General features: G+C 42.3%; 21 protein-coding genes, 1 tRNA gene and 2 pseudogenes (1 of these 24 cut by a window edge). 2 read left to right on the forward strand and 22 right to left on the reverse strand.

Going from position 1 to position 26107, the window contains the following annotated elements:
- From HMPREF9124_RS08585 to HMPREF9124_RS08620, 8 genes are all read right to left on the reverse strand, one after another.
- Positions 1–994, reverse strand: partial view of an amidohydrolase family protein gene (locus HMPREF9124_RS08585; protein ID WP_009428671.1) — the 5' portion only. The gene continues 281 nt to the left of window position 1, outside the view; 994 of the gene's 1275 nt are visible here — the first part of the coding sequence; it begins with the start codon at positions 992–994; its stop codon lies beyond the left edge, outside the window.
- 71 nt (positions 995–1065) lie between these two features.
- Complete coding sequence (locus HMPREF9124_RS08590; RefSeq protein ID WP_009429347.1) at positions 1066–2025, reverse strand: ABC transporter permease; 960 nt, start codon at positions 2023–2025, stop codon at positions 1066–1068.
- Positions 2025–3191, reverse strand: a complete 1167-nt coding sequence (locus tag HMPREF9124_RS08595; protein ID WP_009429203.1) for an ABC transporter permease — start codon at positions 3189–3191, stop codon at positions 2025–2027. The genes HMPREF9124_RS08590 and HMPREF9124_RS08595 overlap by 1 nt, the downstream gene beginning before the upstream one ends.
- Positions 3181–4716: an ABC transporter ATP-binding protein gene (locus tag HMPREF9124_RS08600; RefSeq protein WP_009429857.1), complete on the reverse strand. Its 1536-nt coding sequence runs from the start codon at positions 4714–4716 to the stop codon at positions 3181–3183. Before HMPREF9124_RS08600 ends, HMPREF9124_RS08595 begins: the two co-directional genes overlap by 11 nt.
- A 73-nt stretch (positions 4717–4789) precedes the next feature.
- Entirely contained in the window at positions 4790–5992 is a 1203-nt protein-coding gene (locus HMPREF9124_RS08605) for a BMP family lipoprotein (RefSeq protein WP_009427985.1), read from the reverse strand.
- Positions 5993–6096: 104 nt separating this feature from the next.
- Positions 6097–7203 (reverse strand): S-methyl-5-thioribose-1-phosphate isomerase, encoded by a 1107-nt coding sequence (mtnA, locus tag HMPREF9124_RS08610; protein WP_009428500.1) that lies wholly within the window; start codon positions 7201–7203, stop codon positions 6097–6099.
- Positions 7204–7286: 83 nt separating this feature from the next.
- Positions 7287–8129, reverse strand: coding sequence for a purine-nucleoside phosphorylase (locus HMPREF9124_RS08615; RefSeq protein ID WP_009429041.1), 843 nt, complete (start codon positions 8127–8129; stop codon positions 7287–7289).
- 15 nt (positions 8130–8144) lie between these two features.
- A complete protein-coding gene (locus HMPREF9124_RS08620) occupies positions 8145–9521 on the reverse strand; it encodes a hypothetical protein (RefSeq protein WP_036598065.1) in 1377 nt (458 codons plus the stop codon).
- Positions 9522–9726: 205 nt separating this feature from the next.
- Between HMPREF9124_RS08620 and HMPREF9124_RS08625 the strand changes: the two genes are divergently transcribed.
- A tRNA-Arg gene (locus HMPREF9124_RS08625) sits at positions 9727–9798 on the forward strand.
- Positions 9799–10272: 474 nt separating this feature from the next.
- On the opposite strand, the gene HMPREF9124_RS08630 is transcribed toward HMPREF9124_RS08625, so the two are convergent.
- The 6 genes and pseudogenes from HMPREF9124_RS08630 to tnpA form a co-directional block, all read right to left on the reverse strand.
- Positions 10273–11937, reverse strand: coding sequence for a DUF5722 domain-containing protein (locus HMPREF9124_RS08630; protein ID WP_009427718.1), 1665 nt, complete (start codon positions 11935–11937; stop codon positions 10273–10275).
- Between the two features lie 207 nt (positions 11938–12144).
- The gene (darG, locus tag HMPREF9124_RS08635; RefSeq protein ID WP_009429360.1) at positions 12145–13239 is read right to left on the reverse strand and encodes a type II toxin-antitoxin system antitoxin DNA ADP-ribosyl glycohydrolase DarG; all 1095 of its coding nucleotides are present in this window, start codon (positions 13237–13239) and stop codon (positions 12145–12147) included.
- Position 13240: 1 nt separating this feature from the next.
- A complete protein-coding gene (locus HMPREF9124_RS08640; RefSeq protein WP_009428163.1) occupies positions 13241–13858 on the reverse strand; it encodes a DUF4433 domain-containing protein in 618 nt (205 codons plus the stop codon).
- Between the two features lie 483 nt (positions 13859–14341).
- A pseudogene (locus HMPREF9124_RS08645) lies at positions 14342–14908 on the reverse strand (ORF6N domain-containing protein); the annotation flags it as partial.
- A gap of 128 nt (positions 14909–15036) precedes the next feature.
- Entirely contained in the window at positions 15037–16236 is a 1200-nt protein-coding gene (locus tag HMPREF9124_RS08650) for an ATP-binding protein (RefSeq protein WP_009429213.1), read from the reverse strand.
- A gap of 165 nt (positions 16237–16401) precedes the next feature.
- Positions 16402–16839: pseudogene (gene tnpA / locus HMPREF9124_RS08655) on the reverse strand (IS66 family insertion sequence element accessory protein TnpA); the annotation flags it as partial.
- A gap of 257 nt (positions 16840–17096) precedes the next feature.
- On the opposite strand from tnpA, the gene HMPREF9124_RS11470 reads away from it, so the two are divergent.
- Positions 17097–17432 carry an IS110 family transposase gene (locus tag HMPREF9124_RS11470; RefSeq protein WP_050791210.1) on the forward strand — a complete coding sequence of 112 codons (336 nt, stop codon included), beginning with the start codon at positions 17097–17099 and terminating at the stop codon, positions 17430–17432.
- Positions 17433–17738: 306 nt separating this feature from the next.
- On the opposite strand, the gene HMPREF9124_RS08665 is transcribed toward HMPREF9124_RS11470, so the two are convergent.
- The 8 genes from HMPREF9124_RS08665 to HMPREF9124_RS12385 form a co-directional block, all read right to left on the reverse strand.
- Positions 17739–18686 (reverse strand): hypothetical protein, encoded by a 948-nt coding sequence (locus HMPREF9124_RS08665; RefSeq protein WP_009428015.1) that lies wholly within the window; start codon positions 18684–18686, stop codon positions 17739–17741.
- An 11-nt stretch (positions 18687–18697) separates the two neighbouring features.
- Positions 18698–18895 carry a hypothetical protein gene (locus tag HMPREF9124_RS08670; protein ID WP_009429935.1) on the reverse strand — a complete coding sequence of 66 codons (198 nt, stop codon included), beginning with the start codon at positions 18893–18895 and terminating at the stop codon, positions 18698–18700.
- Entirely contained in the window at positions 18871–20271 is a 1401-nt protein-coding gene (locus tag HMPREF9124_RS08675) for an MBOAT family O-acyltransferase (RefSeq protein ID WP_009429402.1), read from the reverse strand. The genes HMPREF9124_RS08670 and HMPREF9124_RS08675 overlap by 25 nt, the downstream gene beginning before the upstream one ends.
- A 1-nt stretch (position 20272) precedes the next feature.
- Positions 20273–20662, reverse strand: coding sequence for a VOC family protein (locus tag HMPREF9124_RS08680; protein ID WP_009428267.1), 390 nt, complete (start codon positions 20660–20662; stop codon positions 20273–20275).
- Positions 20662–20904 carry an acyl carrier protein gene (locus HMPREF9124_RS08685; RefSeq protein WP_009427768.1) on the reverse strand — a complete coding sequence of 81 codons (243 nt, stop codon included), beginning with the start codon at positions 20902–20904 and terminating at the stop codon, positions 20662–20664. Before HMPREF9124_RS08685 ends, HMPREF9124_RS08680 begins: the two co-directional genes overlap by 1 nt.
- A gap of 2 nt (positions 20905–20906) precedes the next feature.
- Positions 20907–22697, reverse strand: coding sequence for an HAD-IIIC family phosphatase (locus HMPREF9124_RS08690; protein WP_009428008.1), 1791 nt, complete (start codon positions 22695–22697; stop codon positions 20907–20909).
- Positions 22698–22940: 243 nt separating this feature from the next.
- The gene (locus HMPREF9124_RS08695) at positions 22941–24530 is read right to left on the reverse strand and encodes a hypothetical protein (protein ID WP_009429129.1); all 1590 of its coding nucleotides are present in this window, start codon (positions 24528–24530) and stop codon (positions 22941–22943) included.
- A 309-nt stretch (positions 24531–24839) separates the two neighbouring features.
- Positions 24840–26090: a S8 family serine peptidase gene (locus tag HMPREF9124_RS12385; RefSeq protein ID WP_009428173.1), complete on the reverse strand. Its 1251-nt coding sequence runs from the start codon at positions 26088–26090 to the stop codon at positions 24840–24842.
- Positions 26091–26107: the final 17 nt, after the last annotated feature.

Raw genomic sequence — 26107 nt, forward strand, 5'->3', positions numbered from 1 at the left:
TCTTCAAAACCTCTTCCGCGGAAACCACGCTCGCATCTTCCTCTCGAAGCTTCGCAAGTCCGGTAACAAGAAACATTTCCCTAAACATATCCAGGCAATTGTTGCTTGCCGCTCCATCCGTCCCGATGGCCATCGGAATACCTTTCTTTAAAATTTCCACTGTATGAGGCACTCCGCTAGCAAGCTTGGTATTGGAGCCCGGATTCGTTACCACAGTCATTCCGCGTTTTTGAAAAATATCCAAATCCGCATCGCTCATATAGACACAGTGGTACCCTCCTCCGCCATAGTCCAACATTCCAAGAGAATCCATCAGGGCCGTCGGGGTCATACCATATCGCTCCATGCAGCCGTCTACCTCTCCCTTCGTTTCCGAATTATGGGTAAATACGGGCGCCTTAAATTCCTGTGCAATCCGAGCGATTCCTTCGAGGAGTTCCTTCGAAGTCGTATATTCTGCATGGAAGCCAAGCTGATAGGAAACCAGCGGATGATAGGCATTGAACTTCTGATAAGCTTCCCGCATTTCTTCCAGAGAAAAGTTGAAATTGCTTAAACCGGAAAGTAAAACCGTTCGAAACCCGGTATCCACCGCAAGACGCGCCATCACTTCCGGATGAAAATACATATCAAAGCAGGATGTTATCCCGGAACTTAAATACTCCAGAATCGCGAGCTTCGAAAAGAGATAAATGTCTTCTCCCGTGAGCTTCGCTTCCATCGGAAAAACCTGTTTCTGCAGCCAGTCAAGGAGTGGCAGGTCATCCGCATAGGAGCGTAGGAAAGTCATGGCGGAATGCGTATGGGCATTCTTAAAGCCCGGAAGAATCAGATTTCCATGCAAATCCACTTCCCGTTCAAAAGGAACGGCACTCTCCTTTCTTTCCGGTCCGATATAGCTGATTCTCTCCCGATCCGTCCACAACTCCCCTTCCATGATATCCAAATTCTCCCGCATAGGCAGGATTCTAGCATTGTAAAAACGAATACTCATCGCCGCACCTTTCTTGTTTCTCCCTCTTTTCTATGTTTTTTGCCGTTTCGCTCTTTCCTCTTGTTTTTCTCTTATCTCTTGCCCTTATCGTAAGTCTCCCCCAAGGCTCTCGGAGCCCTATTGAACTTGGAGAAGAAAATCAAAAGTAATAAGGTTAAAATATACGGCAGAGTCATCGCAAGATCCGAATAGCTGCTCGGCATCTGCATCTTCTGTACCAGATAATAGCCTCCCGAACGAGCAAAGCCGAACAGCAGACAGGAAGCCAAGGTCGGTAGAATCGTCCAGTTACCAAAAATCATGGCCGCAATGGATAAATACCCGTAGCCCACAAAGATGCTGAAAGAAAAGCTTCCGGAAATGGAATAGGCAAAGCAGATTCCGGCAAGTCCCGACAAGGCACCGGAGAACATGACGGCAATCGTCCTAATCTTGGAAACACTTTCTCCTGCCGCATCCACCGCATGCGGATTGTCTCCGCAGGCACGAAGGTTCATGCCGTAACGCGTTTGGTACAAGATGTACCAACAAACGAAAGCAATCAAAATAATCAAGACTTCAAAAGGATAAATATCCTTGAAAAAAGCTCCTAAAACCGGAATAGAGGAAAGTCCCGGAACTGTAAATTTATCGGACACACCCAATACAAACTTATCGGACGCCGCATGAAACAAGCCCTTGTTTAAGGCCTTTGTTAAATAGGCCGTGAGAGACATTGCCAAAATATTTAAAACTACACCGCTAATGACCTGGTTTGCTTTCATCCGAATGCAAAGCAAGGCATGCAGCAGAGAATACAAAGCTCCCCCGAGGATGGCAAAGAAGATTGCCGCATAAAACTGAGAGGATGAATTCCCGATTCCGAGATTCATCATCAGTACTACCGCAAGTGCTCCGGTAAAGGCTCCCATACCCTGAAAGCCCTCTAATGCCAGGTTGGTGATGCCGCTTTTTTCACTGTAAATTCCTCCTACAGCCATGATGAACAGAGGCAAAGAAAAGGACAGTCCGTCGATAATGATTCTTTCCATTATTGTTTTCCTCCTTCCTGCACTTCTTCAGGCCTGTTTTTTTCCTGCATTTCCAGCTTCTCTTTATTCACAAGATACTTAATATACGCATTGCATGCCGAGAAAAGAAGGATAATTCCCGTAATAACCGAAGCAATTTCCGATTCCAGTCCGGACGCGGAATTCATATAAGTACTTCCCTTACTTAAGATGGTGATAAAGAAGGAGAAGAAAATGATGCCGATAGGATTGCTGTTTCCAAGAAGAGCTACCGCTACGGAATCAAAGCCCATACTCGGCAGGACTCTGGGCTGAATGGAGCCGAAGTATCCCAGATAGTAGCTAACCCCGGCAAGACCCGCCAGAGCGCCGGAAAGCGCCATCGTCAGAACCAGATTCTTTCCTACGGGAATTCCCGCGTAGCGGGAAGCTTTTCTGCTGAAGCCCACACTCTTGATTTCAAAGCCGAAACAGGTTCTATCCAACATAAATTGAATCAAAAATGCTACAAGAAGAGCTAAAACAATGGCCAGCGGAATATCGATTTTGAGGTTTCCCACCAAAGTATCCATTAGGGTGAGTCGGGACGCAACGGAGACCGGTCTCGACTGTCTGGAAGTCGGATTAACGAAATAGGTGTTGATAAAAAAGGCAATGACATATTGGGAGATGTAATTCACCATAATGGTCGACACTACCTCATTGATATTAAAACGGTACTTGAGTATCCCCACAAAGGCGCCGAGTGCCAAGCCGACCAGAATCCCGATTAAGATAACCAAGGGCTTGGCCACTACGGACGGAAGATTACTGTAGCCGACAAATACGGAGCTGATAAAGCCCGCCGTAAGCATCTGTCCGGCTACGCCGATATTGAAAAGTCCCGCACGTAAGGCAACGGCAACCGCCAAAGAGGCAAAAATCATCGGGGTCCAGGCATTCAGGAAACTGCAAAAATCCGTAAGAATATTCTTATATCCCGCATAGCTCTCCTTCGGTAAAATGCCGGAGCCCTGTAACAGATTCATATAGGCAACCAGCGGATTTTTCCCCTGCAAAAGAATGATGATTGCTCCGGCAATCAGACTCAGTACAATGGCAAAAACGGGAATCGTGACATTCTGTGTCTTTTCCTGCCCGAGGAGCGTGACTAAGAGGTGTTTACTCTTTGCTTTGTTATTTCTCATGTTTAACCCCCATCATAAATTCACCTACCTGATTTGTGCTTAGCTCCTTCGCATCCGCAATCTTCTGGATTTCCCCGTTATAAATAACCCCGATGGTATCTGCACAGTTCATAATTTCATCGAGTTCCAGGGAAATCAGGAGAATTGCTTTACCTGCATCTCTCTCCGCAATAATTTGCTTATGAATGTTTTCAATCGCTCCGATATCGAGTCCTCTTGTCGGCTGAACGAAAATCATCAAAGCGGAATTCAGTTCAATTTCTCTTCCGATAATGGCCTTCTGCTGATTTCCTCCGCTCATGGAACGTACAATGGTCTGACAACCCTGGCCGGAACGAATATCGTACTTTTGAATCAGCTCTTCTCCGTTAGCGCGAATCTCCTTGGCCCGTAAAATCCCCTTCCGGGAAAAACGGGCATTGTTATAAGTTTTTAAAACCAGATTGTTTTCCAGGGAAAAGTCCATAACAAGCCCTACATCCTGTCGATTTTCCGGAATATAGGAAATCCCGTCCAAACATCTCTTTCGGATGCTTTCACCGGATATGTCTTTTCCGTTTAAAATGACCTTTCCATCGGCAATCTTTATTAACCCTGCAATCGCATCCGCAATTTCAACCTGTCCGTTTCCCGCAACCCCGGCTATCGCAAAAACTTCTCCGCCCCGCACCGAAAAGCTGACATTCTTCACCACGGAGAAGCCGTCCCGATTCTTTACCGTAAGATTTTGTACTTCCAAAACCGTATTGCCAAACTTCGGCTCCGCTTTCTCCACGGTGAAATTCACCTCACGCCCTACCATGAGGTTTGCCATTGTCTTTGTGCTGGTTTCGGCGACATTCAAAACATCAATGAGCTTTCCTCTGTTCAAAATAGCACAGCGGTCTGCAACCTGCTTAATTTCTTCCAGCTTATGGGTAATCAGGATAATGGTTTTCCCCTTATCCCTAAGCCCCCGAATAATCTCCAAAAGGAAGCTGATTTCCTGCGGTGTGAGTACCGCGGTCGGCTCATCAAAAATCAGGATTTCCGCCTCACGGTAGAGCATTTTCAAAATCTCTACACGTTGTTGCACGGAAATGCCCACATTTTCAATGATATCCTTGGGATTGACTTCCAGTCCGTATCTTTCGGAAAGCTGAGCAACCTTCAGCTCCGCCTTCTTCACATCTACATACGGAAGAAACCCGAGCCTCTTATCCCTTGAAGGCAAGCCCAGGATGATATTCTCCGTAATACTGTAATTCTCCACCAGTTTAAAATGCTGATGCACCATACCAATATTCAGCTTGGTTGCATAGCTCGGAGAACTGATCTCTTCCTTTTTTCCCCGAATCCAAATCTCCCCTTCATCCGGCTCATACATCCCGAAGAGCATGCTCATAAGGGTGGATTTTCCGGCACCGTTTTCTCCCAGAAGGGCAAATATTTCTCCCTTTTTGATGCTTAAAGACACATCATCGTTTGCCACAATTCCAGGAAAGCGCTTGGTGATATGTTTCATCTCAACGATATATTCGGACATGCTGTTTCCTCTCTAAGCAGAACTGTCCGGCAGAATTTCCCCGCCGGACAGCCACAAAACTACTGTATTCTGTTTACTTTAAGCCTGTAAAATTATCCGGTGTCATGTTGTTAAAGTTTGCAGCAGGAACAATCTCCCCGCTCTTTACCTTTTCATAAGCATCTTCCAATTTTTCAATGGTCTCAGCGGAAAGCTGCTGTCTTCCCTCAGCCTTTACAAAACCGGTAGAATCCGTATCCGCACCGAGAAGCGCATTTTCTCCCTTGAAGCTTCCGTCCAGAACCTTCTCCAGCTGCTTCTCCACGTTGGAATGCATTACCTTCAAAACAGAGGTCAGGATAATGTTCTTGTCTCCGTTTGCTCCGTCATCGTACTGGTCAACGTCGCAACCGATAACCTGTGCATTTCCCGCTTCCTTCACCGCAGTAAATACACCGTTTCCGGAACCGCCGGCAGCTACAAGCATGATGTCAACGCCCTTATCGAGAAGTGCCTTTCCTACAACCTTTCCGGTAGCCTCATCGGAGAAGTTTCCGATATAGTTTCCGCCAACATTGGCGTTGGTTACATCGGTTCCCGCATAGGAAGGAATCTCTACATACTCTGCCTTCGCATCATACTTTGCCTTCGCATAGTTTACACCGGACATAAAGCCGTACTGGTAGTTTACGTTCGAGGGATAAGCAATACCGTTTACTACGGCAACCTTTCCGCTCTTTGTCTCTAAAGCTGCAGCGATACCGGCAAAGAATCCGCTCTCCTGCTCTTTAAACTGCATAGCATAAACATTGTCCAGAGAAACTTCCTTCCCGTCCGCATCAACAGGATAGGAATCCACTAAGATGAACTTCGTATTGGGATTATCCTTCGCAACGGTTCCGATTCCGGCAAACTGGAAACCGCAGCATACCAAAACATCATAATCCGCAACGATGTCATTTACCGCCTGCATAACAGCCGCGGTATCCCCGGTTTCCTCACGAACGGGAGTAACCGTAGCATCGGGATGCTTCTTGATGAAGCTTAAAATACCGTTGTAGTTATCCTGGTTGAAGCTTCCGTCATCGACTCCGGAAGGACTGGAAACGATGGCAATTTTTAAGCCTTTTTTCGCTTCATCTGTCTTGCCTGCATCCGCCTTTTCTTCAGCCGCAGCTGTTGTAGCACTCTCACCGGCAGCAGCAGTCGTGGACTTTGCAGCGCCGGAAGCACCACAGCCTGCCAAAAGGGAAGCGGCAAGCACAACGCCTGTAATCACGTTCCATGTTTTCTTCATAATGTATCCTCTCCTTATAAAACAAGTTTCGCACATTTTTCGTGCAAGTTTTTCTATTGAGTATCGCAGAAAAGTCCCTGCCTTCCTACGCTATCTCCGAGTTTCTAGTCCTTTGCTCTTTCCGGAAAAGCCTCTTTCAGAGATTCCGTAAAGGGCGCCCGTAAAATTCCTCTTTCCGTAATAATCGCGGTAATCAGGCTGTGATCCGTTACATCAAAGGCCGGATTATAGCATTTTACCGAAGGAAGAGCCATCGGCTTCTCGTAGAACTTACATTTAATTTCCTCAGGATTTCTCTCCTCGATGACAATGTCCTCTCCTGTTTTACAGCTGAAGTCAATGGTGGAACTCGGGCCTAAAACATAGAAAGGAATTCCGTAATACTTCGCCAGAATCGCCACTCCGCTGGTTCCAATTTTATTTGCCGCGTCTCCGTTGGCAGCAATGCGGTCGCAGCCCACGAGACAGGCCTGTACTTTTCCGCTTTTCATGACAATGCTTGCCATATTATCGCAGATTAAGGTTACATCAATTCCGCCTTGGTCCAGCTCATAAGAGGTCAGTCTTGCCCCTTGCAGTAGAGGGCGTGTCTCATCGGAAAAGACATGGAAGTTCACGCCTCTTTCCTTTCCGAGGAAAAGAGGACCCAGTGCCGTTCCATACTTGGAAGTCGCAAGAGGGCCGGCATTACAGTGGGTAAGAATTCCGTCTCCGTCCTTCAGTAAGGAAAGTCCGTACTCGGAAATTGCCTTACACATAGCGGCATCCTCCGCCTGAATCAACCTGCATTCCTCTCTTAAAAGAGCCAGAATTTCCTTCGGCGAGGAAGAAATATGCGCTTCAACCACAGACTCCATCCGCTTTAAGGCCCAGCTTAAGTTTACCGCCGTCGGGCGGGAGGAATTCAAGTACTCCGCATCTTCCTTGAACTTCTTATAAAAAGCCTCTCCCGAATCCGCCTGAATCTGCTGCGCCAAAACGTAAATCCCGTAAGCCGCGCAAATCCCGATAGCAGGGGCTCCTCGCACCTTTAATTCAAAGATGGCATCATAGAGTGCCTTTGCATCTCCAAGTTCAAGGAACTCCTTCTTTCCGGGCAGCTGTGTCTGATCTATAATCACGACAGCCGTCTCCTCTTCGTTCAAGCGAACATTTTCAATGCCCGAAAGCAACTCCGCAATTTCCTCTTCCTTAAGTCTTCCCTGGTTCATTTCTTCTTCTATTTCCCTTCTTCTGTTTCTATACTTAAGACCAATAGGCCATTATCATCCGCTTCTTCTCCGGTCACACTATATCACAGCCGCAATGACTCCTTACCTATCCTGATAATTGCCTCTGTTACAAGCTTTTTAAAGAGCGGCGCCACACGGTTTGCAACCACCTTCACATCCTCGTCACTCAAGGGTTCTTCAGAAAGACCCGCACCCAGGTTGGAAATACAGGAAATCCCGCAAATCCGCATGCCGCAGTGTCTTCCCGCAACCGCCTCACAAGCTGTACTCATTCCTACCGCATCGGCTCCGAGAATATGCGCCATCCTGACTTCAGCCGGAGTCTCAAAACTGGGACCGCTGAACTGCATATATACGCCCTCTCGGAGGGAAATGCCCAAGTCCTTCGCACAAGCAAAGATTTCCTTCCGAAGCGCCGGATCATAAACCTCCGACATATCCGGAAAACGAACACCCAGCTCCTCCGCATTGGCTCCAATCAAAGGATTCGGAACAGAGTAGAGAATATGGTCCGTAAGAAGCATGAAGTCTCCCGCCTGATAGGCCGGATTCGCAGAGCCGCAGGCATTGGTCAGGAAGAGGATTTCCGCTCCCATAAGGTGCATCAGACGTTCCGGAAGAACCACCTCTTCTATGGAGTAGCCCTCATAAAAGTGTACTCTTCCCTGCATAATGACTACCGGCACACTGCCGATATGTCCAAATACAAATCTTCCCTTGTGTCCGCTCACCGTCGATACCGGAAAATCCGTAATCTCATGATAATCGATGCTTGCCTCGATTTCGATTCTTTCCGCATAATCTCCTAGACCCGAACCGAGTACCAGCGCAAGACGCGGGCGAAAAGGAATCTTATCCTCAATGCTTTTATAGCAACGCTGCAATCTCTCGTAAACCTTTGTCATCTCTTCCCGCTTTCTCTATTGATAATCTTCTCCCGTTAAATAATTGAAGAAGGCCGTATTCACATAACGCTTCTCCGGATTAACGGAAAGCCCTTCATGAAGCGCACTAAGCTTCTTCACAACTTCATCCTTTGCCTCCACCGTCGTAAAGGGATGGATGGAATATTCCCCGTTTGTCACAACACAGTCATAAATCTCATGATAATCCTCTTTCGGCATATCTTCTCTGACCGTGCTGTAGAGCGGTTGCCACCAGGAACCGTAGATTAAGCCCTTCATATCCGCATTTTCCGAATTCTTCTTGGCAAATTCCTTAATCACCTTGTCAAATGCCATAAGATCTTCTTTATCCGCAAATTCCAGCTTTAAATCATATTCCACTGCATAAACCAGATACAGCTCATCGCTAAATTTCTTCACTTCATAGGTCGGTGTCGGATCCGGAACGGGGCCCCAGTCCAATAAATACTGATAAATGCTGATTTTCGGTTCCAGCTGAACCCGTGCATTGATATTTTCACTATCCAAAAGGCCGATAAGCTGCTGGGCATGAAGGATATCGGAATGACCGTACTGTAAAGTCAACTCCGGTAAAAATCGCGCATCATACGCTGCGGATTTTAACCCGTACCCCGTCGTAATCTTCTGTTCTACCACCTCTTTTCCAACTTCGGAAAGAGTCGGGTCATCGAAGAGTTGGAAAGCGCTCCATTCCTTCTCGAGCTTTCCGAATATATCCGGATCACTAGCAAGACCCAAATAATTTCTGCCCTTTCCTAACGCATCCGCAACCTTCATTAAAAGAGCATCCAGCGCCGCCTTATCCGGTTTTTCCTTCTTGATGCACTGTACCGCTTCCTCCGGTGTAATTAAATCCACGTCCAAAGCGCAAGCAACAGGAGAAAGATTTTCTCCTTCCCCTTCTATCCCGTATTGTTTCAGTCTCTCTTTCGCCTTCTCCGCATTGTAGGTTAAAGCAAGTTCCTCATAACCCGCAGCCTGCACTGCCGCAGATACCGCATTATCCCAGCTAAGCTCCGCTCCCAAGTCCGCATCCTTTTCCGAAATGGCCTTTAAAGCTTCGGAAAATGCCTTTGCGTCCGGTTCTTCCGGAAGACTTACAGCAAAGTAGGTCTTTAGATACGCGTCTGTCTTCTCCGGTGTATCCTTAAATTCCTCTTCTCCCTTGCGCTTCGCCGCATTCTCGTCGAGAGGCTTTTCTTCCGCCACTTTACTTTCCGCCTGTGCCGTTGTCTCCGCTTCTTCTTTCGCGGACTCCGTCACTTTCGCAGTCGTCTCTCCTGTCTGCTTTCCTCCCCCGCTTCCGCAAGAAGCGAGCGTCACTGCCACTGCAATTGATAACACCGTAGAACCTACAAGACTTTTCTTCATCTTTCCCTCCACTTTGTTCTTCCTACAACGCATCGGACTTTCCATATTAAAACATATGACTCTATAGTACCCGAACTGGTAAGTTTTAATCAAGAACCTTGTAAGATATTTTTTTTGTATTTTTCTACATACTTTATACTTTGATAACGCTTAAATTCTTCGTTCTATTGCAAATGCCAGAGTTTTGTTTTATACTTTTTTCTATGCTTCCGTAGCTTAAGGGATAGAGCCCCGGCCTCCGACGCCGGTAGTGGCGGTTCGAGTCCGTTCGGAAGCATTTTTTGTTGCCTATTTTCCAAAAACACAACGTTTAAAGCCCATTGCATTCTTTTCGAAAGCACGCTCTCGCTCGGCTCCGGCCTAACGGCGGTTCGAGTTCGTTCGGAAGAAGATTTTTTAAAAGAATGCAAAACATAAACCCCGCCGCATCCTTTCTCGAAAGCACGCTCTCACTCGGCTCCGGCCTAACGGTACTAAGCATCAAACTGCGCTATGCTCGTTTTCTGCAAGTACCGAGGCCTCCGAACGGCTTTCTCAAAAGGATACGGCGGGGTTTATTTCTGTATAGCAACTTCTTTCGAAATCAGAATCTTCTTCCAATCGAACTCTCACTGTCCCGTTTTCGGGATATTTCTTTTTATAGAAAACTCTTTTCCGAATGGACCTTCATCGTCCTATCATCCGGGATATTTTATTGAAAAGATCCTACCAAATGGACGTTCTCCCCTATCGGCAAATTATTATCTACCTTTTAGTAGTTAATGACATCCGGCTTTTCAGCCTCTCTTCCGGGGAAGTGGAAGCCGGGAATGAGCTGATCCCAGCGGTCAATGCCGATGACCGCTCTTGCAAAGTCGGCGATGCCTTCCGTTGCACTTGGATTGTCAATCCACTTAAAGACTTCGTGAGCAGGCTTCGGTACCAGCTTATGGTTCACGATGCTGGAAAGCCCGAAAGCAAGTCCGTGCTTCGTTTCGTCTTCATTGTCCTCCTGACGGCTCATGAGGTAAGCTGAAATGTAAGGGTTGTTGTCTGCGATAAAGTAGGAATAGGCTACTGCGGCAGCCTGCTCCGTCGTCTTATCTTTCTTACCCTGTGTGCTGGTAAAGCCTTCCTCCGTGAGGAATATCTTACGCACCTCGCCCTTACGATTTCGCATGGCGGGTAATTGCATAAAGTCCGTAATCACATGCAGGTTCTTAAAGTTAACGACCGGAGAATCGATGGAGTCATTGACCTTTCCGGTCTTATCATCATCCCAGAAATTCGGTGAGGTCATCGGATAAGGATAAGGGTGAAGCGCAAGACCGTAATCCATATAGCCCTCCGCCGCCTCATAATTGTGGAAGGCCAGCATAATATCCTTTCCCTTGTATTTTCCAACGGGAGCAGCCTCCGGGAACATGTTCCAATAGTGGTCGATGGAGAACATAATGTTATCATTCGCCGAAACGGACTTCATCGCAGTATAGAACACGCGGAAGGCTCTCTGGAACCGCACCGTATAGGCTGACACATCATAGTCTCCCATATAGTTCCAATACTGGTTGTTGATTTCATTTCCGACAACCCAGTTCGTAATCTTTCCGTGACCGTTCTTCCCGTTGTAGCGCTTCGCAAGGAAAGAAGCCATGGCCTTCACCGCACGGAACCCTCCCTCGGACTCCACATTAAAACCGTAGTAAACCGCCTGCTCCTTGGGCAGTTCCGTCACGCCCTTCGGATTCAACTCCGGAACAGTCTCGTTCCAGGCATTCAGCAAAATGGCGGTAACCGCAACTCCGGAATCGCTCAGTCTCTTCACTTCCGCGTCCAACTGGTCAATCAGTTCTTTATTTATCTTATAGGTCTTGTTTTCATAGGTATAGGAAATGCCGTTTCCGAAGAAGCGCTGTGTCGGAATATCCACGCCGGCATGCTTGATGTTTAAACTCAAAGCATCGTCCAGGATATTCGGATCTACACGAAGCCCTTTCTTTCCGGGATTTAATGCCGGATCCTGATTCTCCGCAACAATCTCCGGATTTTCGATATAGCGTCTGTCGGAAATCATCTCATAATGCCCATTTACCTTGACTGCCGGTACGAAAGCGCTGTAAAGCCGAAGCTCTCCCGGACCTGCATGCAAAGTAAAGGTAAACTTCTGATCCTGTCCGATATTTCCCTTTGCCAGAAAATCTCTTCTCCCCGTCAAGTCATTCTGGTAAGGCTTAATTTCAAAAATATAAATGAAACCATCGGTTCCCGTATTGTCTCCGCTACTGTCCACGGTAAGCGAAATACTTTCCTTATCCGAGGTAATGTTTACATCATGTATTTTCCCCGTAACGGAATGCGCAAAGGCGGCAAAGGAAAATAATGCCGACATCGCTAATGCAGACAAAAATCCGATACTTTTCTTCCCCAAAACTCTCATTTTCTTTCCTCAAAAATCCTTTCTTCGGAACAAAGTCCCTTTGTTCTCTTAAACGAGATATCGCACGCATTGCGCACGATACTCGTTATGAATCAAAGCTTCTCCATCCTACGATTTTTAAGGAATAATTGCTAGCGGATTTCTCTTACAAGTTCTTACGGAATAAAAACGATAAGGAAAAATAATTCCATTCCACTTTTCTTCATTTTATATCAATAGTGTATCTATTAATAAATCGGTATGTTCTATTGCAATCAGAGATAACATTGCTAAATTGTGAATTGCATCACAAAGCATATATGACTTTTCCTCTTTCCAATGTGGCTTCCAAGACATCACATAGTCGTATACATCTATATCTCTTACCAAATTATTTCTTCCTTTTAATTCATCATATGCATATAATACAGTGGCTACCATTTCCGCCTGTTCCGTATCCTTCATTCTCCCAAACAAATCTACCGTCTTTTTCATCGCATTCCATTCTTCTTCACTAAACTTACTTTGATCAATGAAAAAACTCTCTGACACACTGAGCGACACCATTCTTCCCAGTGTTCTCTCGAGAATTAAATTTGCATTGGCAAGTGTAGTAATTGAATCTTTCACAGACTCGGAATAAGGACCATAATTTCCTTTTGAAAAAATAAATCCTGTATTTACTCCATTTCTCGTTATTACATAACAAATTTTCTGATAAATCGTCCTACCTACTTTTAATGCATATTTTCTTTCATTTAATTCCCTGACTACTTCAAGAATCAAATACCATTTAGGATTAATCTTGGGATTCCCTTTCCCAAAAACTTCTCCTTCTGCAAAATTTCTTGATAAAAAGGTATCCGTTATTTTATTTTTACTTACTCCAAAAGGTGCATAAATTTCAACTTCAATCGGTAATTTTTTTAACTTTTGATACATCAGAGGACCAACAGTGTCCCAATCCAGTCCGCCATTTCCACATCCCAATGGAGGAAAAGCAACACTGGAAATGCCGTAGAATTGATAATTTTCAATAAACCAATCCAAGCCCCTTACCACATAAGAAAGACGTGAGGGAGAACGCCAATGATCTTTAGTCGGAAAATTTATGATTTGAACTCCATTCGAATTTTGAAAAACATAAGGTATTCCGGGATGGACTTCACCGGAATCGCATTTTTTGCTATAGTCACTGTACATCTCCGGATATTTTTTTTTGAATTCAAGCGCAATTCCTTTCCCCATTACCCCTACACAATTTACTGTATTGACAATAGCCTTGCAGTCGCTATCAAATATGTTTCCTATCTTTACTTTCATCCTAACTTCTCCTAAAAAAGAGCCGTGGTTCAATAACAATTTTTCCGGTATAAGCATTTGCATTTAATTTAGCTTTCGCCTCTTCACTCACTACTGCAGCAGCTACAATATACTGCGGTGGTATACGATACGGCACCAAAACCTCTGCGCATTTAATCGATCCTCTTCTGCACTTTTCATAGTAGTTCTCATCCGTCCAGTATCTGGCATATACCAAATCAAAATCTATCTTTTCCAATCCGGTTTCAACCTCGTAAAAAGATGCATAAGCACTTGAAGCGTTTCTATCCGACAAGATTACACCTTCCCTATTCAATATTGTCTTGTCAATTTTTAAGATACATATTTCATGGTTTTGATCTCGCCTTCTTGATAACATTGGATTCCATGGATCAAAATATAAATTTGCATACTGATGTAGTTTTAAGCCTCCCGGAACTTGAACGATGTCTCTGCGAGCTTGTACTTCGTTTAACGCAATAGACTTATGAAAAATCCCCATTGCTTTTTCATTCGATAATATTCCCTTCTCCATTATCGATCTTATATTACTAATAGCTTGTATATTATAAAGCCCAGTATGCTTTGTGATTTCAGTAAACTTATCTGACAACATCATTTCTGTCCTCACTCCGACCAAAAGTATGCAAAACGTTTGTTCTCTATTTAAAATATAGTACCAAATAAACGAATTAGGTGCAAGTAAATAATGAATAACCCATCGTTTTATTCTTAACTAAAAACAAATGATAACATTCCACCATTATGAATTCCGGAGTGATCCTGGGTAAAAATTCAATAGCCCATTCCTTTTAATCGAGTAGGAGGGAAATTTAAATTAAATTTCCCGACCTCTCACACCACCGTGCGTACCGTTCGGTATACGGCGGTTCAATCAACTTAACAAGTAACACACCTTGAGGTGTAGTAGTCTAACATTGAGACTAATCCAAATGAGGTTAGTCTCTTTGTGCTTATAGCCTTTTGTACCCATCCGTTATGGCACATATGCGCAATACGATTTCCTGTATTTGCAACTTTATGTGCTACCCATCTTAGTATACCTAGCTTAACCAAGTTCTTCTCTTTGTTTTGTGGAGTTTTCCAATGTTTTAAGTCCGATATAGTTATCTATAAGATAAATACTTTTCTTTGCCGACTTATATATTTTTGTATAGGCAACATCCGCTTCTATCTTATCTCCGTTCATCAAAAGGAAATGTCTATATGTTTCCGGGTCTATAAAATTATCCATTACCTTCTTCAAATCTTCTTTTGTAGCTAAAGTGTTCATCTTACTATTTAGTTCTGATATTTCCCTTGAATTTTGCTTTATATCATTTGTGTTTTGGTTTGTTTGAATTGATATTTGAACCAAATCCTTTGAGTTGATAAAATCTTGATTTTCAACGATGAAGTCCTTCATCTGCTTAAACATTCGTATTAAAGCCTTACTCTGTCTAACTGCAAGCTCTCCCCTTAATACAGTCATAAGCATATAAATGCCTTGTTCTGTAAAGGCATAAGGTAGTTTTCTACGACTGCCCCAACTTGATGTCGATTTTTTCGATATCAAGTTTTCAAATTCTGATTTCGTCAATCGAAACATAAAATCATCATCAAATTTCTCCGAATTGTTTTTTACTTGTTCGCTGAATCTTGTCGCCATTTTCTTTTTATTTCATTCAGCTTACAGCTTGTAAGCCAATTTTCCATCCTATTTATCAAAGTCTAATTGGTATAATTATACTAAAAATATAGGCTCTTTTCTATCTCTCAGTTTTCAAGACCTTTATACTACTTCAAATCCAGTAGCCAGTCTCTGGCATTCTGTATCTTTATACCTTCTATATCTCTTGGAGGGTCATCATCCAAAGTAAGGATCATCTTAGGATAATCGTCCGGAAGCATTTGCAAAGGCCTGATTTCTCTATCCAATGTAGTTTCCTCTCTTACTGTCAAAGCTACTTGATAATAATGATTACCTTCCTGGTTTTGAGCAACGAAATCCACTTCAAAGGAATCCACCTTCCCCACATACACATCATAGGATCTGCGAAGTAATTCCAAATAAACAACATTCTCCAAAATATGGCCGGCGTCCATAGCTTTTTTGCCCAGAAGCATATATCGAAGCCCAATATCTACAACATAATATTTTTCCAAGGTCTTAAGATATTGTTTTCCCTTGATATCAAATCGTTTTGCCTGATAAATGACATAGGACTCCTTTAGGGCCATAAGATATTTTTCTATTGTCTTCGAGTCAATTTTCCTTCCATCGGAAGTCATTGTATCAGCTATTTTCTTGGTAGAAAGGGGATTTCCAATGTTATCAAAAATAAACTTCAATACACTTTGAAGCATCATAGAATCCGTTACCTGTTTCCGATTCATAATGTCTTTAATGACAATCGTATTGTAAATACTTTCCAAATAATCTCTAATAATATTCGGTTCGGAATCCAATGCTAAAGTATAAGGAAACGAGCTGGATACTAAGTACTCAGTATATTTTGTTATCCTATCTTCAAATCCTCCCTTAGCCAAACAATATTCCTTAAAGGACAAAGGAAGCATCTCAATTTGAATATACCTCCCTGAAATCAAGGTGGCTATCTCAGAGGAAAGCATATAGGCATTGGAACCGGTCACATACAAATCCACATCCGGATTCAACAATAGACTGTCCAATACTTTAGGAAACTTATCTACATTTTGAATTTCATCCAGAAAAATATAAGTCTTGATATTTTTCTTTAAATTCTCTTTAATATATTGATAAAGACTTCTATAATCATTTAAGTCCTCATACTCCAAATCCTCAAAGTTAATGAATATAATCTGAGATTTTTCAACTCCCTGCTCCAGCAACCAATCTTGAAACTGGAGGAGTAGCGTTGATTTTCCGCATCTTCTAATACCGGTCACAATCTTGATAATATGTTTATCCTTGAGAGCCTTTAGCTTATTCAGATATTCTTCTCTTGTAATCACCCTAGCACCTCCTTTCCGTAGAGAATAGCATCCTTTATATAGAAAGTAAAGTTTTTGTATTTAATTCCAAAAACTATTTATTTCTTAATTGTTTTTGGAATTATTTTCTAAAACTATATTTATTCTAATATTTTTTGTAACTCATTCTAAAAAATATTAGATTTTTTATTTTGTGGATTTTATTCCAAAAATTGTAATTTTGAGAAAATTAGGATAATCATTTCTAAAATCATCTAAAATATTTTTTGTAAGCATATCCATTACCTTCTTCAAATCTTCTTTTGTAGCTAATGTGTTCATCTTACTATTTAGCTCTGATATTTCCCTTGAATTTTGCCTTATATCATTTGTGGTTACTGTCAAGTAATCGTTGGCAACATTTGCCGGTAAATCCATCGGCGTGTTTTCGTTAATCCCTAGGACGATTTCATTTAGGGACGCCGTTAACTTTGGAGATGGATGGCAGGCGGAAATCTCCACTTGTTGCCGTACTTCCACAAATCCACTCTGCGTAAGGGCTACTTCCTTTACCTTTCGAAGCCAGTAGAAGTAGGCATTTCCGGATAGGCCATGCTGTGCACAATAGTCATCTACTTTTAGACCACTCTCCTCGTATTATTAAGTTGTAGCTTTTCTTTACCTGTTCTTGGTAATCAGCTACTATTGTTATCTGATGCTGTGGATTGGTTCCGATCTCCTACCGCGCGACGGTTTTTGTAAGGCTCCAACCACAGCCTCTTTGTTACATTGTTGATCAGTTAGATACCGCATGACGGTTTATGTAGAACGAGGATACAATCAGCAAAGAGCCCTGTGGGTCGATAACAGCATCAAACACTTTTTACAGGAGGATTTACTAAATGATTTTCGTTGGAATTGATGTTGCTAAGGATAAGCATGACTGTTGTATCCTTGGGCCAGACACCGAAGAACTTTTCCAAATCTTTACGATACGGAACAATAGTGATGGCTATGGAGAATTATTCCACAAGATTGAGTCTGTCTCAAAGGACAAATCTCAGATAAAAATAGGACTCGAGGCTACCGGTCACTATTCCTACAACATTCTGGGATCACTTCTTGACCATGGCTATCACACCTTTGTCATCAATCCGTTACATACAAATCTTTACAGAAAAGGTCAAAGCCTTAGAAAGACGAAAACGGATAAAGTCGATGCCCGGCTCCATTGCTGAAATGCTTGTGACTGATAAGACACTCAAGCCCTATACAGGTACATCATACCACACCGTTTTTTAAAGATTTTAAAGAGACTTTTCCCAATGATTTATCTTAAAAAAGAAACAGAAAAAACTGAGTTATACAGCTCCGGAATAATAAAAAAGGTGGTCATCCTATCTCATCATAGAGAATCCATACCACCTTTCTTACACTATATTTTTGAATGATTATGCTTTTTTAAGGTCATTTTTTCTTTAATTCACGAACCGCATCACTAATTTGAAGATTGTATTAATCAAGGATTATCCATTTTTTACGAATTAGGGACTGGCCGGAAGGGCACCGGCATTAAGCAAGTCCTGATAGATTCGTTCCGTCCTATACTTCGCGCCGGTATTATTACAATGCATAATCCCATTAAAAAAATATTTCCTGTCAAAAATATAGTCCGATTGCTTCGATATTACCGCAGCACCAAATGTTTTCTTCAACATCCCATCAAATGCATCTATGTCTTCCTTAGAAGAAAGGACAGCCTTATCGTAACAGCAGGGCAAAGTAATATACACCTTGACTCCGTGAAGATTGCAATAAGCAATGTAATCCTTTACATACTTTACCCATAGAGGATTCCAGGCCTTCCCGCTGTAGGTTTGATACGTATAGATTTCCGCCACTTCCTTTGTATAAGGATCCGGTATCACACACTCGGGTCTATCCAGAATCATATTTCCCCGTTCATCATAGGAATCCATAGAATAGATTACGTACGGCTCATATCCCCCATTAAGATCATACAAAATCATTTCTTTCAAATAGGAGGGATAATAGGAAAAAATCTTCCATCTCACCTCCGGAATAAAAAATTTATACATTTCATATTCATGCCCTATCCCTGTAAGAAGTAAATCTTCGCCACATGTGTCAATATAATTTTCAACCAATTCCAAAACAATGATATCCCCCTCTTGCATATTGGACTTGGACATCTCCATGAGAAAAGACATCCCATAGCCACCATGATTTCCAAGAATGGCACAGGGCCTCCCTGTCAACGCTTCCATCCTGTCAAGGTCTAAACCGAAACTGAGGGAAGAATTACCGACAAAAGTAATTTTATTTCCCTGCAAAGATTGATAATACTTATACTGATAAACAAGAGCTCTTTGGTATGCTCTTCCAAACGGATCCGGTAAGAGTATTGTCAAAAGAAGCATAAATATGCAAAATCCGGAGATAAAAGCAGTCCCCCTAAATATATATTTCATATCTTCCTCTATCAAAAGTTAAAATAGATAAAGTTACTTGCATCCGCGGAACGAACCGGGAAGAATACAACCGTTAAGGCTAATATCCCGTATAACAGTATCCATCGAACCACGATATTTCGACTGCAAATCCATTCCGACAGTTTCTCTTTCCGTTCGATTCCGTCAAAAAGAGTGCAGAAGGCTACTCCAAAAAGTAAAAAATCCATCCCCCCCGAGAAAGAACACTTAAGCCTGACAAGGCGCCCTTATAGTAAAAGGCGGAAAGCATTCTTTTATAAATACCCACAGCAATGCCGAGACTTCCGGCACGGAAAATAACATAACCGATTGTCACAAGGAAGAAGGTTCTTGCAATTTGAAAAATCTTCCACAGCGAGTTGTCTTGAATGTGAAAAAAAGCCTTTGCCTTTTTGTATCCGTCGCTCATCCACACCGCAAGAATAATAAAAAATCCATGATACCATCCATAAGCAAGATACTTATAGCCTGCACCATGCCACATCCCAATCACTGTCCACGTGACAAGGAGGCCGATAGTGGCTGTTAAAGAAGAGGCCAGTTTTTTCTTTCCGCTTTTACTCAAGTTTTTTCCCAAACGAGTCAGTGCTTCAGACCTTAGGATCGGATAATAAAGATAATTTCTAAACCACACCCCCAAAGAAATGTGCCATCTTCTCCAGAACTCCGTAATCGAACTCGAAAAATACGGCGTTTCAAAATTCTCCATCATATGAATCCCCAAACATTCGCCGGTTCCTAAAGCAATGTCAATATAGCCGGAGAAATCCGCATATAGCTGAAAAGAATACAGGATGGTGGCCAGAAATAAAACGATACCCGAATAGTCGTGATAGTTCTCATAAACAGGGCTAATAAAGAGCGCCAGTCTGTCCGCTATCACTACCTTTTTGAAAAAGCCGATTAACATTCTGATCAGCCCCTTTACAAAACGATCATATTCAAAAGGCTGCCCTTCCATGAGTTGCGGAAATAATTCCTCATAGTTTCCAATCGGGCCTTCACTTAATTGCGGAAAGAAGGAAACAAACAAGGCGTATTTTAAGATGCTCGGCTGTGCTTCTACCGTCCCGCGATAGACATCAATGCAATATCCAAGACTCTGAAATGTATAAAAAGAAAAACCAAGCGGAAGCACAACCCAGCCTAAAGGTGCAATATTCCAACCTGTCAGAACATGAACTACACCAATACTAAAGTTAAGATATTTCATGACTACCAACAAGCCCACATTTAACAGGATTGCCAGTAAAACCCAAAGCTTTTTTCTTTTTTCATAAGAGGAACGAATCTTTTTCTTCTGCTCTTTCGTTATGGAAGGAAAGGAAAGCAGCTCCGTCTTTTCCAATTGATTGCATCGCTGAATCCCGATAGATGCGCCCCAGGTAACTACTATCGAAAAAAGCAGGAAGAGACTATATTTTATAGAATAAAAACCATAGAAAACAAGGCTCGCGACCAGCAAAACCATCCAACGATATTCTTTCTTTCGTGTTCCAAGAAGAAAATAGAAGAAAAATAAAATGCAAAGAAAGCACAGATAGCGAATCGATAAAAAAGACATACTACACCTCTACAAGCTCAATCATTCCGATGAAGGGATGAATCAAAAAACAGACTCTCTTTCCGGCAATTGCGATTGCCTCATGCTTCTCCGAACAGATAACGTAATGCTGCGCTAAAAGTGCAGCAATCTGATCATCCATATCTTCCGTTTCGTAGCAGATATGATAAGGTGTGTTCCCCACTCTCTTCATTAAGTCAAAAACCACCGACTCCTTCGAAACGGGAGAAACCAACTCAATCTTGTATCCGTCCTTCTCCATGAAACAGATTGTAACTTGACGATAATCATCTAAAACTACATCCTGCACCAAGGTATAACCCAAGTTCAAAAAGGCCTTTACTGCCTTGTCCATCTTCTTTACCAAGTAGCCAATATGATGAATCCGCATTAGTCCAACTGCTCCATGATCAAATCTACCATCTGACCGACATTCTTCATTCCCACAACATCCTTCATGGCAAATTTGATGTCAAACTCATCCTCAATTGTGCCAATCAAAGTAATGTGCATAAGGCTATCCCATCCATCCACGTCACTTGCCACAGTTTCGTCGCTAACACGAATGCTATCATCATCAAACACGTCCTGAATGACTGCATTAACCTTCTCTAAAACCTCTTCTCTTGTCATTTCTATTCTCCTTCATTTACACTGATGTACTTGTTCTTTTTCGTATATGGTTTTGTAAGATCGAATTTCCAGCATGTATTTCCGGCTTCATCCTCAGAAATCTTGTCAAAGCCTAAAGTCGAGTAAAAGTCTCGTACCATAGCATTCTTGGCAGTCGGATAGTAATATCCATAAAGGCTCTGAAGGCCTCTAGCCTGAGCCTCTTCCACCAACTGGTCCATCATGGCATATTCCATATCTCTTTTCAGTACGCGACAACTCATAATCCACAGGTCAATATGAAGCTCCAATCCTTTTATTTCACCAATAACAACACTCACTACGCCGTTGTCACCAAACTTATCCTCCAACTTTCCGTAGAGCGTGATATGTCTGCCATCTTTTGCCGTTTCTTCCACTTCTGCCTGTGTATATCTTCTGGTCGTAAGGTTAAACTGATTGCTTTTATTCGAAAGCTGTGCAATTCTTGACATATAAAGGTCTTGAAAAGGCTTTATAGTTCCAGTCATCTCCAGAGATTTCAGATACTCTCCATAATCCGTAAAAGCAAGCTGTGCATGATTTCTCTTAGCATTTTCCAGATACATCTCGTTTCTTTTCAAATCATCCTCGGAAAGTTTAGTGGGTTCAAAGTATCCCGCGTGATCAAGAATCTGAATATAGTTTTCCACCCTGTTGATTTCAGGAACAGCTGCTCCCAGAATGCCTTGACGAACAATTTCTCTCTCCGCCGGATTATCATCCACAAAGACAAAAGACTCAGGAAGAAGATTTAATTCTGACGCCTCGGCAAGAAGGTTCTGATCCTTTGGCTCCCAATTGGCCTTAAAAGAAACAAAATCCTCCACCTTCAGTACAGAATCGGGCCGTTCAAACCCGCTGCGAGCCACATCCTCATTGTTTTTGGAAATAACCGTCAGTAGCGTTCCGATTCCCTTTAAGTCCTTGACATAATTCTGAAATTCACTATAGGTCTGCCCGAGAGCTGTCTCTTGTCCGATTTCAATGTTCTCTGCACCGTCATCTCCGATTACTCCGCCCCATAAAGTATTATCCAGATCAAGAGCCAGAACCTTTTTATTTTTACCCAAAATCGACTTGATGATCGTCGCTACTCCATAGGCCGTAAAGGGAATCGCCGGTACTGCAAGAGCATACTTATACATATGCCAGTAAAACGGATTGGACCATTCCGCTATACCGTATGAAGCCGCTTCATAATTTATATCATGAATGAAGAAATTCTCCCGTTCCCGTGCGTATTGATAAAATCCTTCATTCAATTGATTCACAAAATAGCTTTTCCCCTGCAGCATAACGGCATCTTGATTGCCAAGAACCCTATAAAAGGGAAGTTCAAAGTTATTCTGAATGATAGGACAGTGATATTTTTCAAAAAGATGATCCCAAAGCCCCCTGAATCTTTCAAGTTCCGCGTCCAATAAAGCCTTTACATCCTCGGGCTTATCCGCAGTCTTCGGCCAGTTTGAAATATTTCTACTCGACGTGTGAATATAAATCAAATCCGGTTTAAACTCAACCAACCTTGCATTATCGAACATACCATCTTCATAAAATTGATTGTATTCCGACTCATAAAAAGTCGCTTCGATTCCCACATTCAAGAGAAAAAGCTCTATCATGTTCTTAATTTCATCCGTGGTGCTTCCACCCAAAATGGCGATTCTCTTCTCAAGGTATTTTGTTGTCGTATCGGACAAAAGTGCCTTACGGTATTTCAGTCTCTTTTTCCGGATTAACTCAGAGTCAAATGGATATTCCAGTTCTCGCATATACTCGTTCTCAACCTTTTCTATATTAATTCACAAGGGAATATAGCATCTTCTATAAATCACAACACTGCCGATTATTATACGCTTTTTTAAAACTTTAATCTAGCAATCTTCTCTATTTATTGCTCTATATCAAAAAACTTTAACATGAACGAGATACCGCACGCTTTGCGGACGATACTCGTTATAAATTAAAAAAGAACTCCCGATTTCTCGGGAGCCCTTTCTAAGTTCCTAATGGAATTACTCTGTGTAATATGTTCTTCCACCAACAGTAATTGCATGATTATGGTCAGTTGACTGAGATGTGTAAAGCTTCTTGTAGCTAGCATAGATAACCTTACCATCCTTATCTGTTACATAGTAAACGTCATTCATGTCCTTCAAATTACCCTTGTTCTTCTGAACAGTTCCAGAAGAGTTTACAAGAACATAATTCGTGGGAGTTGTGATATCTGTAACTCCAAGTCCTCTAACAACGTCATCAAAATACTCAACAACAGTATTTGCTGAAGCTAAATCCCTAACTGTAGTTCCTGTCTTAACAAATCCATAGTTGGAGTCGTCGTTATTAGCTGCAAGCAAAATACCCTTATTAACATACTTCTTAATCTTAGAAACATATCCGTCAGCTGCCTTACCATTGTTCAAGAAGTACATCTGGTAATCATCATCCTGGAAAGAAACCTTCTGATATCCGGTCTTTCTGGAACCGTCCTTATTATAGTCATCGGAGAAGTAGTAAATATCGCCAGCGAATGTAGCAGCTAAATAGTCTTTAGCTTCCATGTCGGAAATACTCATATGAGCTGTGCTCTCATCTGTAAAATTAGTACGTCCATCTGCAGATGCCTGAAGTCCGGAAATCATACGTCCAACCTCATCAAATGCATAAATCTTATTCTTGATTCTCTTTGTAGTGTCCTTTACAATCTTTCCGGATGCATCAGCCCACCACCAAGAGTAGGTATCGTTTTCATAATCCTTAAGATTTAATTCCTCACTCGGAACAGCCCAAATCCACTGGTTCTTTCTAGCACCACCGTCGCCGTTTACATAAACAATAGCATTGCTTCCGGAAGCAGCCGGTAAAAGTACGGAATCAGAACCTACAGTTGTTTTCTTCAAGTTGGACCAATCCTCAATCATGCGTCCATCTTTACCAAAGAAGTATGTAACACCGTTGATGGTCTTCTTGGTGTTCTTGGTAATCTGTCCGTTGTCATTGAAATAGAACCAAGCAGTAGTCTCGTCACCATCCTTCATAACGGAAAGCTGTACCCAACCGTGCTGAGCGGAACCGTCATCAAATCCGCCGTAGTAATACTTAGCACTCTCCCAAGCATCATCACCGGTTACAAGAGCGGATTCATTACCCAGCCAACCATAGAGCATATAGCCTTCCTGGTCAAAGAGATACTTCTTGCCGTTGATAGTTCTGATATCGGAGATAGTTAACTTCTCATTACTATCTCTGTAAGCCTTACCGTCAGCACCAAAGTACATCCATCTGTGATCAGCATTAGTATCATCAGACTCAACATCGAAAGCCACCCACTGATTGGTAACCATAGCACCGTCCTGGTTAACATAGTAGAAATCGTTATTGTTCTGAACAACTTCGTTTGTAGCCATGTTTCCGTCGGATCCAAGGTAGAACCAGTAATCTCCGGACTTTCTCCAAGCATCAGCGATTGGTGTTCCGTCGTTATCTAAATACTGCCAGTTTCCTGTTGTGTTGTTCCAGCCGGCAGCGAATGTAACTGCAGATGCGCCGATAGCCAGTAAAGCTGTTGCAGATAAAGCTGCAACCAATTTTGTTTGCTTTCTCATAATTAATGCACTCTCCTTTTTAAATCATGGAATAATCCAAGTTGCGTGACGATTATAACCCCTTTTCTTAATCGATTCAAGTTTTTTATAAACAAAAGATAAAAATCTTCCGTTTTTAAGGGTTTATCCTCGTGACTTTCTCAATATAGCGTAAGTTGCTTTATATGTCTATTACAAAGCGTAAACGAATTATTACGAAGTTCTTAAGGTAAATATTAAGAGAAAACTAATAATTAACGTTTGCTTTCTGCTAATCCTATGGTTTTCCCATGTTATTTGATAAAAAAGCACTTTTCTGCAAGAAAGCATTCAGATATTCACTTCTACAGGAGTTGCGATCTGGCTGATTATCGGGGTGTACAAATCTGCATCTTGATTCGGCGTTGAGATGGTTATTATTAGAGAATAGCGAATCTTATCGTTAAAACGATTTAGATATCCCCTTTCTTTCCACCATCCTGAAACCGGATAAACGGCAATCTGGTTTATTTCACTCAATTCCACCCCGGTTAATTTCATAAAATCAGAATGAAGTGATCCAACATCTCTGACTTTCTTTCCCAAGAACCAGCGATCACTTCCACTACTTCCATCGCCTTTATCTTTTTTATCATCCCCTCTTGCTTCAACATTGATTCTTTTTTTAAAGTCTTCCAATGTTTCATTGTTATTGATTACATCAAAGCGAAGACCGCTAGACGCATAGCGATATTTATCTTTCCAACCAACTGCCTCGGGACTCGGTTCAATGAAATAAGAAAGTGTCACTCTTAATTCCGCATCCACTTCTCCTAGATCTCTTAGAACCTCTTTAGGCCAAGGAAGTGTATACAAGTGCATTTCATTCATTGAGTTAGAACCGTTTTCCTTCTTTTTATAAGGCTGCAGTATCTCTTCACTGATTATATTTACCGAGTTATTCATACACTGAATTGCGCGATTTAAATTCGGAATACCGTACCCGCAAGAACGAACGAGATTATGTCTCCCCGATCTCTTTTTTTCATCATTACAAAATTGTCTACGCATCTTTTCTGTCCATCTCGCAGAATGAACCATAAGTCCCCTTACTGTTTCAGGCCATATGTCCGGATACTCGACATAGATTTGAGATGCCATCCACGCAGCTTGTGCAGTTGCTGAACTCGTCGCCCAAATAGTCGAAAAACGGTGTTTTGAATAATCTTTTCCCGTCGTTAGCAAAGAAAAGTCCGGACATTCTGAATAGTCTGTTCCATTTGTTGCAACATTGCTCCCATTTAAAAGAATCTCCGGCTTAATCGGCCACTTTTTATCCCAAATTACTGATGTAGCACTATAGGGAGATAGTTCACCGACATCGGCTAAAGGAGCAAAATCGGAAAAATCTTCATGCTGAATATCAACATCCTGGTTATATGCCCCAATTGTTAAAGCATTCCATGACTGTCCCGGATTTTCCACACTATGAAGCTCATTCACCTCCGGATATACTTCTTTAGCCAATTCATTAAATTCATTAGGAAGTACATTTCCGGCACTCACCAGTATTAATCTTTTTTCTCTATCTTCACTGTCCACTCCGGCAGCAAGACTAT

The sequence above is a fragment of the Oribacterium sp. oral taxon 108 str. F0425 genome (assembly GCF_000214455.1).
In the GTDB taxonomy this organism is placed as follows: Bacteria; Bacillota; Clostridia; order Lachnospirales; family Lachnospiraceae; genus Oribacterium; species Oribacterium asaccharolyticum.

Coding starts and splice junctions, on each gene's coding strand:
- HMPREF9124_RS08590 (WP_009429347.1), bottom strand. CDS start 2,025: ATGGAAAGAATCATTATCGACGGACTGTCCTTTTCTTTGCCTCTGTTC.
- HMPREF9124_RS08595 (WP_009429203.1), bottom strand. CDS start 3,191: ATGAGAAATAACAAAGCAAAGAGTAAACACCTCTTAGTCACGCTCCTC.
- HMPREF9124_RS08600 (WP_009429857.1), bottom strand. CDS start 4,716: ATGTCCGAATATATCGTTGAGATGAAACATATCACCAAGCGCTTTCCT.
- HMPREF9124_RS08605 (WP_009427985.1), bottom strand. CDS start 5,992: ATGAAGAAAACATGGAACGTGATTACAGGCGTTGTGCTTGCCGCTTCC.
- mtnA (WP_009428500.1), bottom strand. CDS start 7,203: ATGAACCAGGGAAGACTTAAGGAAGAGGAAATTGCGGAGTTGCTTTCG.
- HMPREF9124_RS08615 (WP_009429041.1), bottom strand. CDS start 8,129: ATGACAAAGGTTTACGAGAGATTGCAGCGTTGCTATAAAAGCATTGAG.
- HMPREF9124_RS08620 (WP_036598065.1), bottom strand. CDS start 9,521: ATGAAGAAAAGTCTTGTAGGTTCTACGGTGTTATCAATTGCAGTGGCA.
- HMPREF9124_RS08630 (WP_009427718.1), bottom strand. CDS start 11,937: ATGAGAGTTTTGGGGAAGAAAAGTATCGGATTTTTGTCTGCATTAGCG.
- darG (WP_009429360.1), bottom strand. CDS start 13,239: ATGAAAGTAAAGATAGGAAACATATTTGATAGCGACTGCAAGGCTATT.
- HMPREF9124_RS08640 (WP_009428163.1), bottom strand. CDS start 13,858: ATGATGTTGTCAGATAAGTTTACTGAAATCACAAAGCATACTGGGCTT.
- HMPREF9124_RS11470 (WP_050791210.1), top strand. CDS start 17,097: ATGATTTTCGTTGGAATTGATGTTGCTAAGGATAAGCATGACTGTTGT.
- HMPREF9124_RS08665 (WP_009428015.1), bottom strand. CDS start 18,686: ATGAAATATATATTTAGGGGGACTGCTTTTATCTCCGGATTTTGCATA.
- HMPREF9124_RS08670 (WP_009429935.1), bottom strand. CDS start 18,895: ATGGATTTTTTACTTTTTGGAGTAGCCTTCTGCACTCTTTTTGACGGA.
- HMPREF9124_RS08675 (WP_009429402.1), bottom strand. CDS start 20,271: ATGTCTTTTTTATCGATTCGCTATCTGTGCTTTCTTTGCATTTTATTT.
- HMPREF9124_RS08680 (WP_009428267.1), bottom strand. CDS start 20,662: ATGCGGATTCATCATATTGGCTACTTGGTAAAGAAGATGGACAAGGCA.
- HMPREF9124_RS08685 (WP_009427768.1), bottom strand. CDS start 20,904: ATGACAAGAGAAGAGGTTTTAGAGAAGGTTAATGCAGTCATTCAGGAC.
- HMPREF9124_RS08690 (WP_009428008.1), bottom strand. CDS start 22,697: ATGCGAGAACTGGAATATCCATTTGACTCTGAGTTAATCCGGAAAAAG.
- HMPREF9124_RS08695 (WP_009429129.1), bottom strand. CDS start 24,530: ATGAGAAAGCAAACAAAATTGGTTGCAGCTTTATCTGCAACAGCTTTA.